This is a genomic window from Micrococcaceae bacterium Sec5.1 (genome assembly GCA_039636795.1).
GTDB lineage: Bacteria > Actinomycetota > Actinomycetes > Actinomycetales > Micrococcaceae > Arthrobacter.
Window position 1 is genome coordinate 3,335,592 of sequence record CP143430.1, and the last position, 15,395, is coordinate 3,350,986.

Sequence of the window (15,395 nt, forward strand, 5' to 3'; positions counted from 1 at the left end):
GACAAAGTTACAAACACGCCGCTGGCACAGGCGGATAAGCGGGAGATCAGGCGTTGAAGAATTCCTTCAGGTCCGCCACACGGTCCAGGCGCTCCCAGGTGAAGTCGGGCTCGTCACGGCCGAAGTGGCCGTGAGCCGCCGTCTTGGTGTAAATGGGACGCTTGAGGTCCAAGGCGTCGATGATGGCCCGGGGACGGAGATCGAAGAGCTCGTTGATGGCCTCACCGATGCGGGCCGGGTCAACAGTTTCCGTGCCGAAGGTCTCTACGTACGTTCCCACCGGACGGGCCTGGCCAATGGCGTAGGCAATCTGGATCTCCGCGCGCTTGGCCAGACCTGCAGCTACCACGTTCTTGGCAACCCAGCGCATGGCGTAGGCAGCCGAACGATCTACCTTGGAAGGGTCCTTGCCCGAGAAGGCGCCTCCACCATGCCGGGAGAACCCGCCATAGGTATCGACAATAATCTTGCGACCAGTGAGACCAGCATCGCCAACCGGGCCGCCGATCACGAAGGCGCCCGCAGGGTTCAGGATGTTGGCTACATGGGAGATGTCAAGGTTGGACGCGGCCAGAACAGGATCGATGACGTGGCTCGCGAGGTCGGCGCGCAGTTGGTCCAGGCTCGCATCTTCGGCGTGCTGACTGGAAATCACTACCGTTTCAACCGAAACCGGACGGTCGCCGTCGTACCCTACCGTGACCTGCGTTTTACCATCCGGACGGAGGTACGCAAGTTCGCCGCTCTTGCGGACCTCGGTGAGGCGCTCCGACAAACGGTGGGCAAGCCAGATGGGCGTCGGCATGTAGGACGCAGTCTCATCGCTGGCGTAGCCGAACATGATGCCCTGATCGCCGGCACCTTGGAGATCGTAGTCGTCCTCTTGGCGGCCTTCACGTGCCTCAAGGGAGTTGAAGACGCCGCCGGCGATGTCGTTGGACTGCTGCCCGATGGACACCGAGACGCCACAGCGGGCACCGTCGAAACCGTTGGCGGAAGAATCATAGCCAATGCCAAGAATGGTCTCGCGGACAATCTGCGGTATCTCGACGTAAGCGTCGGTTGTTACCTCACCGGCCACGTGGACCAGGCCGGTGGTGGCCATGGTCTCGACGGCAACGCGGGATTCAGGATCAGCAGCCAGGAGCCCATCCAGGATGGCATCGCTGATCTGATCGCAGATCTTGTCCGGGTGCCCTTCAGTGACCGACTCTGAAGTGAAGAGCCGGAGCTTGGACGGGGTGCCATGGTGTTCATGGTGCAGCGGTAAAGTCACTCGACCACCTTACTGTGTTGCGGGGCGGCGGCATCTGCCGTGTGTCCCTTTGCTAAGAATTGGGGGCGGAGGCTACCGCCGGTAGATGTTACGGAGCCGGAAAAACCCTGGCCAACTCGGCGCCTACCCGATCAATAACGGCCGCAGCGACGTCAGACTTGGATCCGGACGCCGACTGCGGTTCGGCACCATGGCCGGAAAGGATCACTACGGAGTTGTCGTCCTGGCCGAAGACGCGGCCAACCCCGACGTGGTTGACCACCAGGAGGTCGCAGCCCTTACGCTTGAGTTTCGCCGTGGCATGCTCCAGAACGTCGCCGTGGGCATCACCGGTCTCGGCGGCAAAACCCACGATCAGCTGCTGGCCACTCTCGGCGTTACGCCGTTCGACGAGCTCATGCAGGATGTCCGGGTTGCGAACCAGGCGCACCAAGGGTGCGTCCTCGCCGTCGACCTTCTTGATCTTGGTGTCCGAAACCTCTGCGGGACGGAAATCCGCTACAGCCGCAGCCATAATAACGACGTCGGAATCCACCGCCGCTTTCAGCGCTGCCTCACGCAGCTCCAGGGCTGATTCAACGCGGACGAGCTCGACGCCGGCGGGTGGCTCGACGTCCATATGCGCGGCCAGGAAACGCACTGTGGCACCTGCAGCCAACGCTGCCGCGGCCAAGGCCGCACCCTGTTTCCCTGACGAACGGTTACCCAGGAAACGCACCGGGTCCAATGCTTCCCTGGTACCACCTGCCGAAATCGTCACCGTACGGCCAGCGAGGGAAGCATGTGCTGCCGGCACAGTCTTGGGTGAATCCGCCTCCGTGGTGGCCTCAGCCAACGCCATGGCGGCCGTGAAAATGGCCTCAGGTTCGGGCAGGCGGCCCGGACCGGAATCGGCACCGGTCAGGCGGCCGCTGGCAGGCTCCAGGACTGTGACGCCTCGACTCCGCAAGGTTTCCACGTTGGCCTGGGTTGCAGCATGCTGCCACATTTCCGTGTGCATCGCAGGAGCGAACAGCACAGGACCGTGAGCCATGAGGAGCGTGTTGGTCAGGAGGTCGCCGGCCTGGCCCGTGGCTGCCTTTGCCAGTAGGTCCGCAGTGGCCGGTGCGACGACGATCAAGTCAGCCTCGTGGCCCAGACGGACATGGTTGACCTTCTCGACGTCGTCAAAGACGCTGTTGCTGACCGGGTTTCCGGAGAGTGCCTCCCACGTAGCAACACCGACGAAACGGGTTGCTGCTTCGGTGGGGATCACCGTCACGTGGTGACCGGCTTCAGTAAAAAGCCGGAGGAGCGATGCAACCTTGTAGGCTGCGATCCCTCCCCCGACTCCGAGGACTATGCGCACGTGACCTCCGTCAACAGGCAGTCTGTTTTATTCTGCGGGCTCGATCGGCGTGGAAACCAGGAGGCCTTCGTTGATCTCGCGGAGGGCGATCGACAATGACTTCTCGTTCAGCTTGGTGTCTACCAAGGGACCGACGTACTCGAAGAGGCCCTCGTGCAGCTGGGCGTAGTAGGCGTTGATCTGGCGGGCACGCTTGGCGCCGAAGATTACCAGGCCGTACTTGGAATCGGCAGCCTCAAGCAGCGAATCGATCGGCGGGTTGATGATGCCTTCAAGGTTCGTGGACACGAAATCTCCAAATTCTAGCGGGCCGACAAGTGCAAGCGCTTTTAGCGCTCGTGCGGGGTTAGCCCCATGAGTGAAACAAGCTCGTCCGCTGCCCGGCGAACGTCGTCATTAATGACGGTGTGGTCAAACTCCGGTTCAGCAGCAAGTTCCAGTTTAGCGGTTTCCAGCCTGCGCTGCTGTTCCTCGGCAGTTTCGGTGCCGCGACCCACAAGCCGACGCACCATTTCTTCCCAGCTGGGCGGTGCCAGGAAGACGAACTTGGCATCCGGCACAGCCGCTTTTACCTGGCGTGCGCCCTGAAGATCGATCTCGAGCAGTACCGATTTTCCCTCCGCAATGGCAGCATTCACGGTACTCCGGAGCGTGCCGTACCGGTTCTGGCCGTGGACCACGGCCCACTCCAGGAGTTCGCCATCAGCTACCAGCGAGTCAAACTCTTCGGCGGACTTGAAGAAGTAGTGAACCCCATCCTTCTCGCCTGGACGCGCAGCGCGGGTGGTGGCGGAGACGGAAAGCCAGACCTCTGGATAGTTGTCCCTGATGTAGGTGGATACGGTTCCCTTGCCAACAGCAGTTGGGCCTGCGAGGACAGTCAGTCCAGGTTTCTTGCTCACGGATTCCTTCGGGGAGATGCGTCAAACGCTTTGCTGGGTGTCCATAAAATCTACCAGCGCCCGGGCCTGGTGAATTCCCAACCCCCTGATGCGCCGGGATCCGGCGATGCCTATCTCCGCCATGATCCCGGCCGCACGTACAGGTCCTATGCCTGGGAGGGCCTCCAACAGCTCCACCACCCGCATCCGCGCAATGGCTTCATCCGTAGTGCCTGAAGAGATCAGCTCAGCGATGCTCAGTTCACCGCGTTTGAGCCGCTCCTTGGCTGCGGCCCGCACAGCACGCGCCTTCGCAGCCTTATCCAAAGCATCGGAACGCTCCTGCGGTGTCAGCTCTTTCAGACCCACGGCCAAACCCCTGTCAGATCGGATTTGTGATTCACGTCACGCGAAACTGATCCTGAACCTACCGGCAGGCGGCAGGTTGCGCAATGAGGCGTCAGTGAATCATTCCGCCCGTAGCCCGTCGAGTGTTTCCTGGGTAACCGCCCGCAAGGCAGCCTTCGTTGGACCGGCGGCAAGGATGCCCCGGCTCGACGTAGCCAGCACTGTGGGATAGGCGGCGCCGAACGTGGAGCGGAGATCCGCGGGCGTAGCACCCTGCGCACCCAGGCCAGGCGCCAGGATTGCTCCGCGGACCGGGCCGAGGTCGATGTCCAGATCTTCGAGTGCAGAACCGATGGTGGCGCCCACAACAAGTCCCACTGAACCCAGGACGCCCGCGTAGCGCTTGTTCTCGGCTGCGGCAGCAGTGACTATCCCGCGGGCGACGGAATTGCTTCCGCCAACGTGCTGGACAGACTTTCCCTCCGGATTGGATGTCAATGCGAGCACAAACACTCCCCTGCCATTTTGTGCGGCAAGGTCCAGGGCCGGACGCAAGGATTCGAAGCCCAAGTAGGGACTCAGGGTCACTGAGTCCGCAGCCAGGGCTGAACCGTCACGCAGCCAGGCATCTGCGTAGGCAGCCATGGTGGACCCGATATCACCGCGCTTGGCGTCGGCGATGCTCAGCACATCCGCCTCGGCAGCTGCGGCCAACGTCCGCTCCAGGACAGCCATGCCCGCCGAGCCGTGGCGTTCGTACAATGCCACTTGCGGCTTCACCGCGGCAGCGAGGGAAGCCACGGCCTCCACAACGGTGAGCGAGAAGCGCTCCAGCCCGGCGACGTCGTCGTTCAGTCCCCAGTCAGCCAGAAGCTGGGGATGAGGATCGATTCCGACGCACAGCGGACCGCGGCTGGCCATTGCGGCAGCCAGCCGGGAGCCAAATGACTCCCGGACCGGCTGCTGCGCGTCCTGGGCCTCGTGCGCACCAACAGAGTCAGGCATTGACGGCGGCCTGTGATGCGCTCAGGTTGGCTGCGTGCTCCTGCAGGCTGGTGACCGACCATTCGTAGGTGCGAAGTGCCTCAATTGCCTGCACGGCTGCGTTGAACTCAGCCACAGTGGTGATGCAGGGAATGCCGATGGAGGTAGCCGCTGCCCGGAGCTCGTAGCCATCGCTGCGGGCTTCCCCACCGGACGGGGTGTTGAACACCATGTCGATCTCGCCGGCAATGACGAGGTCTGCGATAGTGCCTTCACCTTCGGCGCTGCTGCCCTCGGCCACCTTGCGGACCGGAGTCGCCTGGATGCCGTTGCGGCGCAGGACGTCAGCCGTGCCACCCGTGGAGACGATCTCGAAGCCAAGGTCCGAGAGGCGCTTGACGCCCATGATCACCGAGCGCTTGTCGCGGTTGGCTACCGAAACGAAGATCTTGCCTTCGGTGGGCAGCGCGTTGTTTGCGGCGGCCTGGCTCTTGGCGAATGCGGTATCGAAGTGCTTGTCGATACCCATGACTTCGCCCGTGGACCGCATTTCCGGCCCGAGCAGGGAGTCGACAACCTTGCCCTCCGGCGTACGGAAGCGGCTGAACGGCAGAACAGCTTCTTTGACGGCGACCGGAGCGTCCAGGGGCAAGGTGGAACCGTCACCGGTTTCCGGCAGCATCTTGTAGGCGCTGCGGAGCTGGTTGATGGTGACACCGGTACCGATCAGTGCGGCAGCTTTGGCCATCTGAACGCCAGTGGCCTTGGAAACGAACGGTACCGTACGCGAAGCACGCGGGTTCGCTTCAAGGACGTACAGGACGTCGGAGGCCAGCGCGAACTGGATGTTGATAAGGCCACGGACGCCCACGCCCTCAGCGATGGCCCGCGTTGCAGTGCGCACGCGCTCGATCACGTTGTTGCCAAGTGTGATCGGAGGAAGGACACAGGCCGAGTCTCCGGAGTGGATACCGGCCTCCTCGATGTGTTCCATGATGCCGCCGAGGTACATGTCGGTGCCGTCGAAGAGGGCATCGACATCGATTTCGACCGCGTCTTCCAGGAAGCGGTCAATCAGCACCGGGTGGTCCGTGGTGATTTCCGTGGCGTTGGCGATGTAGCGGGAGAGGTTTGCCTCATCGTAGACGATCTCCATGCCGCGGCCACCCAGGACATAGGACGGACGGACAAGCACGGGATAACCGATCTCGTCAGCGATCTTCTTGGCATCCTCGAAGGAAACGGCGGTGCCGTTCTTCGGGGAGGTCAGGCCTGCCTCGTCCAGGACGCGGGCGAAGGCGCCCCGGTGCTCTGCGAGGTCAATCGCCTCAGGCGAGGTGCCCAGGATCGGCACACCGGCGTCGGCAAGCTGCTGTGCAAGCTTCAGGGGCGTCTGGCCACCGAGCTGGACGAAGACGCCCATGACGCCACCGGTGCGCTCTTCAGCGGCGATGACCTCGAGGACGTCCTCAAGGGTCAGCGGCTCGAAGTAAAGGCGCGTGGAAACGTCGTAGTCGGTGGAGACAGTCTCGGGGTTGCAGTTGACCATGACGGTCTCGTAGCCGGCCTTGCGCAGCGCCATGGAGGCGTGGACGCAGGAGTAGTCGAACTCGATGCCCTGGCCAATGCGGTTGGGCCCTGAACCAAGGATGATGACGGAGGGCTTGGCGTGCAGGCCTACCTCATCTTCCTCGTCGTAGGACGAGTAGTGGTACGGGGTGTAAGCGGCAAACTCAGCGGCACAGGTGTCCACCGTCTTGTAGACCGGACGGATACCCAAGGCCTGGCGGACGCCGCGGACCACTGCCTCATTGTTGTGCGTCAAGGCACCGATCTGCTCGTCGGAGAAACCATGGCGCTTGGCGTTGCGCAGCATTTCCTCGGTGAGCACGCCAGCCTTGCGGATCTCCTGCGCGGTTTCGTTGAGGAGCTGCAGCTGGTCCAGGAACCAAGGATCGATCTTGGTGGCTTCGAAGAGGTCTTCCACCGTGGCGCCACCCAGAAGTGCGCGCTGTACCTGATGCAGGCGGTCCGTCGTGGGGCGCTTGGCCTTCTCGATGAGCTCGGCAACCTCGTACTCCGGCACGGAGCTGAAGTCCAGCTGCGAGCCCTTCTGCTCCAGTGAACGAAGGGCTTTCTGCAGGGCTTCGGTGAAGTTGCGGCCCATGGCCATGGCTTCGCCTACGGACTTCATGGTGGTGGTCAGCGTGTTGTCGGCTGCCGGGAACTTCTCAAAGGCGAAGCGCGGCACCTTGACCACAACGTAGTCCAACGTCGGTTCAAACGATGCCGGCGTCTTCTGGGTGATGTCATTCGGGATCTCGTCCAGGGTGTAACCAAGGGAGAGCTTGGTGGCGATCTTGGCAATGGCGAAGCCTGTTGCCTTGGAAGCCAGCGCGGAGGAACGGGACACGCGCGGGTTCATCTCGATAACCACGACGCGTCCCGTAGCGGGGTCGATGGCGAACTGGATGTTGCAGCCACCGGTGTCCACGCCGACTTCGCGGATAACAGCGATGGAGACGTCCCGAAGCTTTTGGTACTCGCGGTCCGTGAGGGTCAGCGCCGGAGCAACCGTGATGGAGTCACCGGTGTGGACGCCTACGGGATCGAAGTTTTCGATGGAGCAAACAACAACGACGTTGTCGTTCTTGTCGCGCATCATCTCAAGCTCGTATTCCTTCCAGCCGAGAATGCTCTCTTCGAGCAGGACCTCGGTGGTGGGGCTGTACTGGAGGCCCTGGCCGACGATGCGGCGGAGGTCGTCCTCGTTGTAAGCCAAGCCTGAGCCCAAGCCACCCATCGTGAAGGACGGGCGGACCACCATGGGGTAGCCGAGGTCTTCGGCCGCAGCGAAGGCTTCGTCCATACTGTGAATGATGTGGCTGCGGGCCGACTCGGCGCCACAACGCTCAACGACGCCCTTGAACTTCTCGCGGTCTTCTCCGAGCTCAATGGCAGCAATGTTTGCGCCGATGAGTTCCACATTGTACTTCTCCAGCACACCGTTCTTGTCCAACGCGATGGCAGTGTTCAGAGCCGTCTGGCCACCCAAGGTGGGCAGGATAGCGTCCGGACGTTCCTTGGCGATGATCTTCTCAACAACCTCGGGCGTGATGGGCTCGACGTAGGTGGCGTCGGCGAACTCGGGGTCCGTCATGATCGTGGCCGGGTTGGAGTTCACGAGGATGACGCGGAGGCCTTCCTCCTTGAGGACGCGGAGAGCCTGGGTACCGGAGTAGTCGAACTCGGCTGCCTGGCCGATGACGATGGGGCCGGAACCGATGACAAGGACGCTCTTGAGATCTGTACGCTTGGGCATTACTTCTTGTCCTCAGTCTTGGATTCGGTGGAGTTGGCGGCGCCCGCCGTGGCCGTTTTGGTTTCGGCCATGAGGTCGATAAAGCGGTCGAAGAGGTACGCAGCATCGTGCGGGCCAGCCGCAGCTTCAGGGTGGTACTGGACCGAGAACGCGGGGATGTCGAGGCAGGCGAGGCCCTCAACGACGTCGTCATTCAAGGAGACGTGGCTGACTTCCACGCGGCCGTAACGCTCCTCGGGGGCGACCGTGGCACCGTTCAGCGGCGCGTCGACGGCGAAGCCGTGGTTCTGCGAGGTGATTTCAACCTTGCCCGTGCGGCGGTCCATCACCGGCTGGTTGATGCCGCGGTGGCCGTAGCGGAGCTTGTAGGTTCCAAAGCCGAGGGCACGGCCCAGGATCTGGTTGCCGAAGCAGATGCCGAAGTAGGGCAGTTTCTCGTCCAGAACCGAGCGCAGGAGTGAGACCTGGTGGTCTGCGGTGGCAGGGTCACCGGGCCCGTTGGACATGAAGAAGCCGTCCGGATTGACCGCGTTGACCTCCTCCAGGGTGGAGGTCGCCGGCAGGACATGCACACGCACGCCGCGCTCCGCGAAGCGGACCGGGGTCATGGCCTTGATGCCGAGGTCAACGGCGGCGATGGAGAACCGGGGCTCGCCTTCCCAGCCGTGGTCCTTGGGTTCCACGACGTAAGCCTCGTCTATGGAGACCTCTTCAGCCAGCGCTGCGCCTTCCATGGGGGCGCTTGCCAGCACGGCGTTCAGGAGCTCTTTGTCCGATGCCTGTGCGGCCTCGCCGGAGAAGATGCCTGCGCGCATGGTCTTGTGCTCGCGGAGGTGGCGGGTGATGGCACGGGTGTCGACGCCCTGGATGCCCACGATGCCTTGCTCGACAAGTTCATCATCGAGACTGCCTTCCGAACGCCAGTTGGAGGGGCGGCGGGCAGCGTCGCGCACAATGTAGCCGGCCACCCAGATGCGGCGGGACTCAGCGTCTTCGCTGTTGACGCCCGTGTTGCCGATGTGGGGTGCTGTCTGCACCACGAGCTGGCGGGCATATGAGGGATCGGTGATGGTCTCCTGGTAGCCGGTCATTCCGGTGGCGAAGACGGCCTCACCGAGGGCCGTTCCCTGGGCGCCGTAGCTACGGCCGCGGAACATGCGACCGTCTTCCAGCACCAGTACTGCTGCGGAGGGGGTGGGTGTGGTGGCTGCTTTACTGTCCGTCACTTTATTACTTTCCACTATCGGCATCTGCCTGAGGGGCTGCGGAGATCAATTCTTGAATGGCTTCGAGGAGGAGCTCTTTGTCGGCTGCATGCCTGGTCCGGAATCCGGTATCCAGTTCCTTGTCGCCCAGCTTCCAGCTGACGACCAGGAGTCCGTCTTTTTCCACGAACTTCCCGGCCATGCCGGCTGCTTGGCGGCTGTCAGCCACTGCGGCGCGCGGGATGAACACCGGGGCGGCGCCCGAGCGGTCGAACAAGATGCCTTCAGTATGGATGCTCAGTTCCGCATTGGTGCGGAGTCCGAGGCCTTGCACTGCGATCCGGTCCAGCCAGTCACCTGCCGTGGTAGTGGCAACGTACTGGCCCTCCGCTACTACCGTGGCCGGTGTCAGCTGCTGCGGCACCTCGGGGAGGCGTTCGACGTCGGCTTGTCGCCTGAGCCTGTTCCGCCACCCCAGCCAGATCATCATCAGGACGACGATGATCAACGGCACCGTGATGAGCACGGTGAGTGTCTGGTTGTTCATCAGCTACCGCTGACTGCCCCGGCGGCATCCGGGGTTGGGTAGTTTCCGGCGTACCGGTATGGGGTGTTGAGCTTGCCGTTGAGAACAGTGGGGTGGCCCTTGAAGAAGGTTGCGACCACGGATCCGGGCAGCTCTTTGCCCTTGAACGGTGAATTGCGGCCCATGGTGGCCATCTTATGGGGGTCGACCGTCCAACGCGCAGCCGGGTCCACCAGGATGACGTTGGCGGGCTCGCCTTCCTCCAACGGGCGGCCCTGGTCCGCCACGCGGCCGATAACTGCCGGCGTGAAAGAGGTGACCCTGGCGAAGTCGGCCCACGTCATGAGTCCGGTTTCGATCATCGTCTCCTGGACAACAGACAATGCCGTTTCCAGGCCAGTCATGCCCATGGCCGCCTGGGCCCACTCGCATTCCTTGTGCTCGCTGGGGTGTGGGGCGTGGTCCGTGCCGACAACATCGATCGTGCCGTCAGCCAGGCCTTCACGGAGCGCCTGGACGTCGGCATCCGTACGCAGCGGCGGGTTGACTTTGTACACGGGATCGTAGCTGCGGACCAGTTCGTCGGTGAGGAGCAGGTGGTGGGGCGTGACTTCGGCCGTGACGTTGATCCCACGGGCCTTGGCCCAGCGGACAATTTCGACAGATCCAGCGGTGGAGACGTGGCAAACGTGGAGGCGGGAACCCACATGCTGCGTGAGCAGGACGTCGCGGGCAATGATGCTTTCCTCTGCCACGGCCGGCCAACCCGCAAGACCCAGCACCGCCGAGACGGCGCCTTCATTCATCTGTGCCCCGGCGGTAAGGCGGGGTTCCTGCGCGTGCTGGGCCACCACGCCGTCGAACGCTTTGACGTACTCCAGCGCGCGGCGCATCAGCACGGGATCGTGCACACAAATGCCGTCGTCGGAGAACATCCGCACCTGGGCGCGGGAATCCGCCATCGCACCGAGCTCCGCAAGTTGCTCACCGGCCAGGCCCACCGTGACAGCGCCAACGGGACGCACGTCCACCCAACCGGATGCCCGGCCGAGGCTGTGGACCTGTTCGACGACGCCCGCCGTGTCAGCAACGGGGTTGCTGTTGGCCATGGCGTGGACGGCGGTGAAGCCACCCAGGGCTGCGGCACGAGTGCCGGTTTCGACCGTTTCAGCATCTTCTCGGCCGGGTTCGCGCAGGTGCGTGTGGACGTCAACCATGCCGGGGAGGGCAACCAGGCCCGTCCCGTCGATCACTGTGGCGTCGTCGTCGTGGAGATCCTTGCCCCGGGCGGCGATGATGCCATCGCGGATCAGCAGGTCTTCAGCTTCGCCGCCGAGAATGGCGGCCCCGCGGATCAGGTACGTGTTCTCGGCCATCAGTTGCTCTCCTTGGTGGGCTGGCTTACAGCGTGGGTGGTGGCTGCCGTTGCAGGTGTTGCTTCGCGGGAATCCCCGGAGAGCAGCAGGTAAAGGGCGGCCATGCGTACTGAAACACCGTTCCGCACCTGTGCAAGCACTGTTGAGCGGGGCGAATCGGCGGCAGCCGAGGAAATTTCCAGGCCACGGTTCATGGGGCCGGGATGCATGATGATGGTGTCTTTCATGCCAAGGTCATCCAGTGCCCGAAGCCGGGCGTCGTCGAAGCCCCAGCGCCGTGAGTACTCACGGGTGGACGGGAAGAACGAGGCATGCATGCGCTCACCCTGGACTCGCAGCATCATCATCGCGTCGACGCCCGCTTCCAGCGTTTCGTCCAGGTTGTAACTGACCTTGCAAGGCCAGTGCTCGACGCCGATCGGCAGCAGTGTGGGTGGCGCAACCAACGTGACCTCGGCACCGAGCGTGCGAAGCAACCAGACGTTGGACCGGGCCACGCGTGAATGCAGGACATCTCCGACGATCGCCACACGCATGCCTCGAAGGTCCGCCCCTGTGGACTTCGTCCCGTTGAGCTGGGACCAGTGGCGGCGCATCGTGAACGCATCCAACAGCGCCTGCGTGGGGTGTTCGTGGGTGCCATCGCCTGCGTTGATCACTGCGGCGTCGATCCAGTCCGTGGCAGCAAGCCGGTGCGGAGCGCCCGAAGCCCAGTGACGGATGACAACCGCATCGGCGCCCATGGCGGCCAGCGTCTGCGCAGTGTCTTTCAGGGACTCACCCTTGGACACGGAAGAGCCCTTGGCGGCGAAGTTGATGACATCGGCCGAAAGCCGCTTGGCTGCGGCTTCGAAGGAAATCCGGGTCCGGGTGGAGTCCTCGAAGAAGAGGTTGACTACCGTGCGGCCACGGAGTGCGGGGAGCTTCTTGACCTCGCGGTCCCCCACGGCCGACATTTCCTCGGCGGTGTCCAGGACCCGGATGGCGTCGAAAGCGCTGAGGTTCTCAGTGGAGAGGAGGTGCTTCACTTGCCGGCCTCGATTACTACTTCGTTGACCGGAACGCCGTCTACGGAGTCGATTTCCTCAAGGTGGACGCGGACTTTTTCCGCGGAGGAAGTGGGCAGGTTCTTGCCTACGTGGTCCGCGCGGATGGGAAGCTCACGGTGACCCCTGTCAACCAGGACTGCCAGGCGGACAATCCTGGGACGGCCAAGGTCCACCAGGGCATCCAGCGCTGCCCTGATGGTGCGGCCGGAATACAGTACGTCGTCGATGAGGACAACAACTTTGTTGTCGATGCCAGACAGTGGCAAGCGCGTGTGGTGGGGAGGCCTGGTGGGCTGGTGTGAAAGGTCGTCACGGAACATGGTGACGTCGAGTTGGCCGACGATCGTTTCCGCGTTGACACTGGGGTCAGCGGCAGCGATCTTGTTGGCGAGCCGCACGGCCAAGGGATAACCGCGGCTGGGAATGCCCAGGAGAACCAGATCTTGGGAGCCCTTGTTGGCTTCGAGGATCTCATGGGCGATACGAGTCAGCGCGCGATCGATGTCCGCTTGGTTGAGGACAACCCGCGACGGAACCTGCGCTGAAGTGACTTCAGTCATTTGCTCGTCTCCCCTTTCCCCGCCTCACGGGACGGAATTAAAAAAGGAATATTTGCCTTCCAAAACTACCACAGCGGGAAGTGGCCGCCTCACCGGGCGACGGACGAGGCGGTGAGTTAAAGCTCACAGTCAAGGCTGTGGAATAGGCTCTAGGCCATGAGCAGCAACCATCCTGGACACCCCGGCGGACACCAACCCTACCCGCGGCCCTACCTGGAACCGGCAGCCAATCCAACGTGGATCGGGCGGGTACAGCCCGGAAACTACCAACCAGCCCCCGGGAACCCCGGCGACCTTCCCCAGCAGACCTGGGCGGCTCCACCGGCATCCCGGGGACGCCGGTCGCCGGGCACACTCCCCCTGCTCCTGGCGGGCGCCATATTAGTCCTCGGCAGCCTTCTCCTGGTGGTTCCGTTCCTGCTGGGCAATACAGGAATCGCCGGCTTCGTGATCGGGTTCATCGCCTCCCTGATCCCGTTGTCGGTAGTGCTGCTGACCGTGCGGCTCATTGACCGTTGGGAGCCGGAACCGAAAAGGCTGCTCTGGTTCGCTTTCACGTGGGGAGCCGCAGTTTCGATTGCCGGAACCCTGTTAATCCAGCCCCTCTTCGCCTTGGCAGCTCCTACCACCAGCGAAGAAGCATTCACATACTTCATGGCCACGGTCCAGGCTCCCATCGTGGAGGAATTCACCAAGTCGCTAGGCCTGTTGCTTCTCATCCTTGGTGCCCGGAAGTACTTCGATGGCCCCGTGGACGGTGTCGTCTTTGCTTTTACCATCGCCGCCGGCTTCGCCTTCACGGAGAACATCCTCTACTTCGGCCGTGAGATCGCGTCATCATCGGAGCCCGGCACGGACCTTGTCCGCATCTTCATCCTGCGTGGGGTTATGTCACCCTTCGCACATGCCATTTTCACGGGAACAACCGGCCTCATCATGGGATTCGCCGCCCGGAGGTGGCACTCCGGCTATGCAGTCCTGGCCTTCGTCATCGGCCTCCTGCCGGCCATGTTCCTGCACAACAGGTGGAACAGCATGGGCCAGGACTTCCTGCTGGACTACTTCGTGGTGCAGGTGCCAATCTTCCTGATAGCGGCCCTCGGCATCATTTTCCTGCGCATTGCCGAAGGCAAACTCACGCGCCAGCGGCTCCTCGAATATGCCAGGGCCGGATGGTTTACGCCTGCCGAAGTTGAAATGCTGGCAACATCCCAAGGAAGACGACATGCCCTTCGGTGGGCGGCCTCCCGTGGTCGCGCCGCACAGATGCGCGCATTCATCAAGGGTGCCACGGCCTTGGCGTTCACGCGCCAACGCATCCTCAGCGGCCGCGATGTGCTCCTTCATCAGCAGGATGAACTTGACCATCTTCGTGCGATTCCAGCGCTTCGGGCGGCTGTGCTGCACTAGGAGCTTGAGCACGCTTAAAGAGAAGGACCCGCATCCTGAATGGATGCGGGTCCGGCGGTGCACTTAGGCGAGAAGCGACGGCTTGAGCTTCTGGAGCCGGCCAAGCAAGCCGTTGATGAAGGCCGGTGATTCGTCCGTGGACATCGTCTTGGCGAGGGCCACAGCTTCGCTGACAGCCACTCCGTCCGGGACTTCGTCGTTGTAGAGGAGTTCCCAAGCGCCAATGCGGAGGATGATGCGGTCTACCGACGGCATCCGCTCCAGCGTCCAGCCCTGGGCATAGGTCTGCAGGAACTCATCGATGGTTGGCTGCATGGAGACGACACCCTCAACGATTTCCATCGTGTAAGGGTTGATGACGAGATCCGTCTTCTCCCGACGCGCCTTGAGCGCGTCAAAAGCCGAAACGGAACGCTGCTCCGCCTCGAAAAGTACTTCAAGTGCCCTGCTACGGGCTTTACCGCGTGCGCTCACTAGTCGTTGACCCGGCCCAGGTAGCTGCCGTCGCGGGTATCAACCTTGACTTTGGTGCCCTGCTCCACGAACAGCGGAACCTGGATTTCGTAGCCGGTTTCCACGGTCGCAGGCTTGGTGCCTGCCGAGGAGCGGTCGCCCTGGAGGCCGGGCTCGGTGTAGGTGATTTCGAGAACGACGCTCGGCGGCAACTCGATGTACAGCGGCGTGCCTTCGTGGATGGCGATGTTCACCATCTGGTTCTCAAGCATGAAGTTTGTGGCGTCGCCGACCGTGGCACCGGAAACGGTGATTTGGTCGTAGTCCTGGGTGTCCATGAAGACGAAGTCTTCGCCATCCTGGTACAGGTACTGGTAGTCACGGCGGTCAACCGTAGCGGTCTCGATCTTCAGTCCGGCGTTGAAGGTCTTGTCAACCACCTTGCCGGACATGACATTGCGCATCTTGGTGCGAACGAAAGCGCCACCCTTGCCCGGCTTGACGTGCTGGAACTCAATGATGTTCCAGAGCTGGCCCTCGAGCTTCAGTACGGTTCCGTTCTTGATGTCGTTTGTGGTTGCCACTCGTATCCTCTGGTTTCTCTCACTGGTTCTAGCTACGGTTTCTAGCTTCCAGCCGGGTATGCCAGCCAGCACG

At 62.6% G+C, this 15,395-nt stretch carries 15 protein-coding genes; 1 reads left to right on the forward strand and 14 read right to left on the reverse strand.

What is annotated here, in order from left to right; all coding sequences use genetic code 11:
* Positions 1–46 precede the first annotated feature (46 nt).
* The 12 genes from metK to pyrR all read right to left on the reverse strand — a co-directional run bounded on the left by metK (position 47) and on the right by pyrR (position 12,875).
* Complete coding sequence (gene metK, locus VUN82_15140; GenBank protein ID XAS70452.1) at positions 47–1,276, reverse strand: methionine adenosyltransferase; 1,230 nt, start codon at positions 1,274–1,276, stop codon at positions 47–49.
* 88 nt (positions 1,277–1,364) lie between these two features.
* Positions 1,365–2,624, reverse strand: coding sequence for a bifunctional phosphopantothenoylcysteine decarboxylase/phosphopantothenate--cysteine ligase CoaBC (gene coaBC, locus VUN82_15145; protein XAS70453.1), 1,260 nt, complete (start codon positions 2,622–2,624; stop codon positions 1,365–1,367).
* 27 nt (positions 2,625–2,651) lie between these two features.
* On the reverse strand, positions 2,652–2,912 hold the full coding sequence (rpoZ, locus tag VUN82_15150; protein XAS70454.1) for a DNA-directed RNA polymerase subunit omega: 261 nt from the start codon (positions 2,910–2,912) through the stop codon (positions 2,652–2,654).
* 41 nt (positions 2,913–2,953) lie between these two features.
* Positions 2,954–3,526 (reverse strand): guanylate kinase, encoded by a 573-nt coding sequence (gene gmk, locus VUN82_15155; GenBank protein ID XAS70455.1) that lies wholly within the window; start codon positions 3,524–3,526, stop codon positions 2,954–2,956.
* Between the two features lie 21 nt (positions 3,527–3,547).
* Positions 3,548–3,874, reverse strand: a complete 327-nt coding sequence (mihF, locus tag VUN82_15160) for an integration host factor, actinobacterial type (protein ID XAS70456.1) — start codon at positions 3,872–3,874, stop codon at positions 3,548–3,550.
* Between the two features lie 99 nt (positions 3,875–3,973).
* Positions 3,974–4,858 (reverse strand): orotidine-5'-phosphate decarboxylase, encoded by an 885-nt coding sequence (gene pyrF / locus VUN82_15165; protein XAS70457.1) that lies wholly within the window; start codon positions 4,856–4,858, stop codon positions 3,974–3,976.
* A complete protein-coding gene (gene carB / locus VUN82_15170; GenBank protein XAS70458.1) occupies positions 4,851–8,159 on the reverse strand; it encodes a carbamoyl-phosphate synthase large subunit in 3,309 nt (1,102 codons plus the stop codon). Before carB ends, pyrF begins: the two co-directional genes overlap by 8 nt.
* Positions 8,159–9,409: a glutamine-hydrolyzing carbamoyl-phosphate synthase small subunit gene (gene carA / locus VUN82_15175; protein XAS70459.1), complete on the reverse strand. Its 1,251-nt coding sequence runs from the start codon at positions 9,407–9,409 to the stop codon at positions 8,159–8,161. The genes carB and carA overlap by 1 nt, the downstream gene beginning before the upstream one ends.
* Positions 9,390–9,911: a hypothetical protein gene (locus VUN82_15180; GenBank protein XAS70460.1), complete on the reverse strand. Its 522-nt coding sequence runs from the start codon at positions 9,909–9,911 to the stop codon at positions 9,390–9,392. The genes carA and VUN82_15180 overlap by 20 nt, the downstream gene beginning before the upstream one ends.
* Positions 9,911–11,266: a dihydroorotase gene (locus tag VUN82_15185; protein XAS70461.1), complete on the reverse strand. Its 1,356-nt coding sequence runs from the start codon at positions 11,264–11,266 to the stop codon at positions 9,911–9,913. Before VUN82_15185 ends, VUN82_15180 begins: the two co-directional genes overlap by 1 nt.
* Positions 11,266–12,294 carry an aspartate carbamoyltransferase catalytic subunit gene (locus tag VUN82_15190; protein XAS70462.1) on the reverse strand — a complete coding sequence of 343 codons (1,029 nt, stop codon included), beginning with the start codon at positions 12,292–12,294 and terminating at the stop codon, positions 11,266–11,268. The genes VUN82_15185 and VUN82_15190 overlap by 1 nt, the downstream gene beginning before the upstream one ends.
* Positions 12,291–12,875 carry a bifunctional pyr operon transcriptional regulator/uracil phosphoribosyltransferase PyrR gene (gene pyrR / locus VUN82_15195; protein ID XAS70463.1) on the reverse strand — a complete coding sequence of 195 codons (585 nt, stop codon included), beginning with the start codon at positions 12,873–12,875 and terminating at the stop codon, positions 12,291–12,293. The genes VUN82_15190 and pyrR overlap by 4 nt, the downstream gene beginning before the upstream one ends.
* Before the next feature lie 156 nt (positions 12,876–13,031).
* Between pyrR and VUN82_15200 the strand changes: the two genes are divergently transcribed.
* Positions 13,032–14,285, forward strand: coding sequence for a PrsW family glutamic-type intramembrane protease (locus VUN82_15200; GenBank protein ID XAS70464.1), 1,254 nt, complete (start codon positions 13,032–13,034; stop codon positions 14,283–14,285).
* A gap of 63 nt (positions 14,286–14,348) precedes the next feature.
* Here VUN82_15200 and nusB read toward each other — a convergent pair whose 3' ends face one another.
* Together nusB and efp are read right to left on the reverse strand one after the other, a co-directional pair.
* Positions 14,349–14,759, reverse strand: coding sequence for a transcription antitermination factor NusB (gene nusB / locus VUN82_15205; protein XAS70465.1), 411 nt, complete (start codon positions 14,757–14,759; stop codon positions 14,349–14,351).
* Positions 14,759–15,322 carry an elongation factor P gene (efp, locus tag VUN82_15210; protein XAS70466.1) on the reverse strand — a complete coding sequence of 188 codons (564 nt, stop codon included), beginning with the start codon at positions 15,320–15,322 and terminating at the stop codon, positions 14,759–14,761. The genes nusB and efp overlap by 1 nt, the downstream gene beginning before the upstream one ends.
* Between the last annotated feature and the right edge of the window lie 73 nt (positions 15,323–15,395).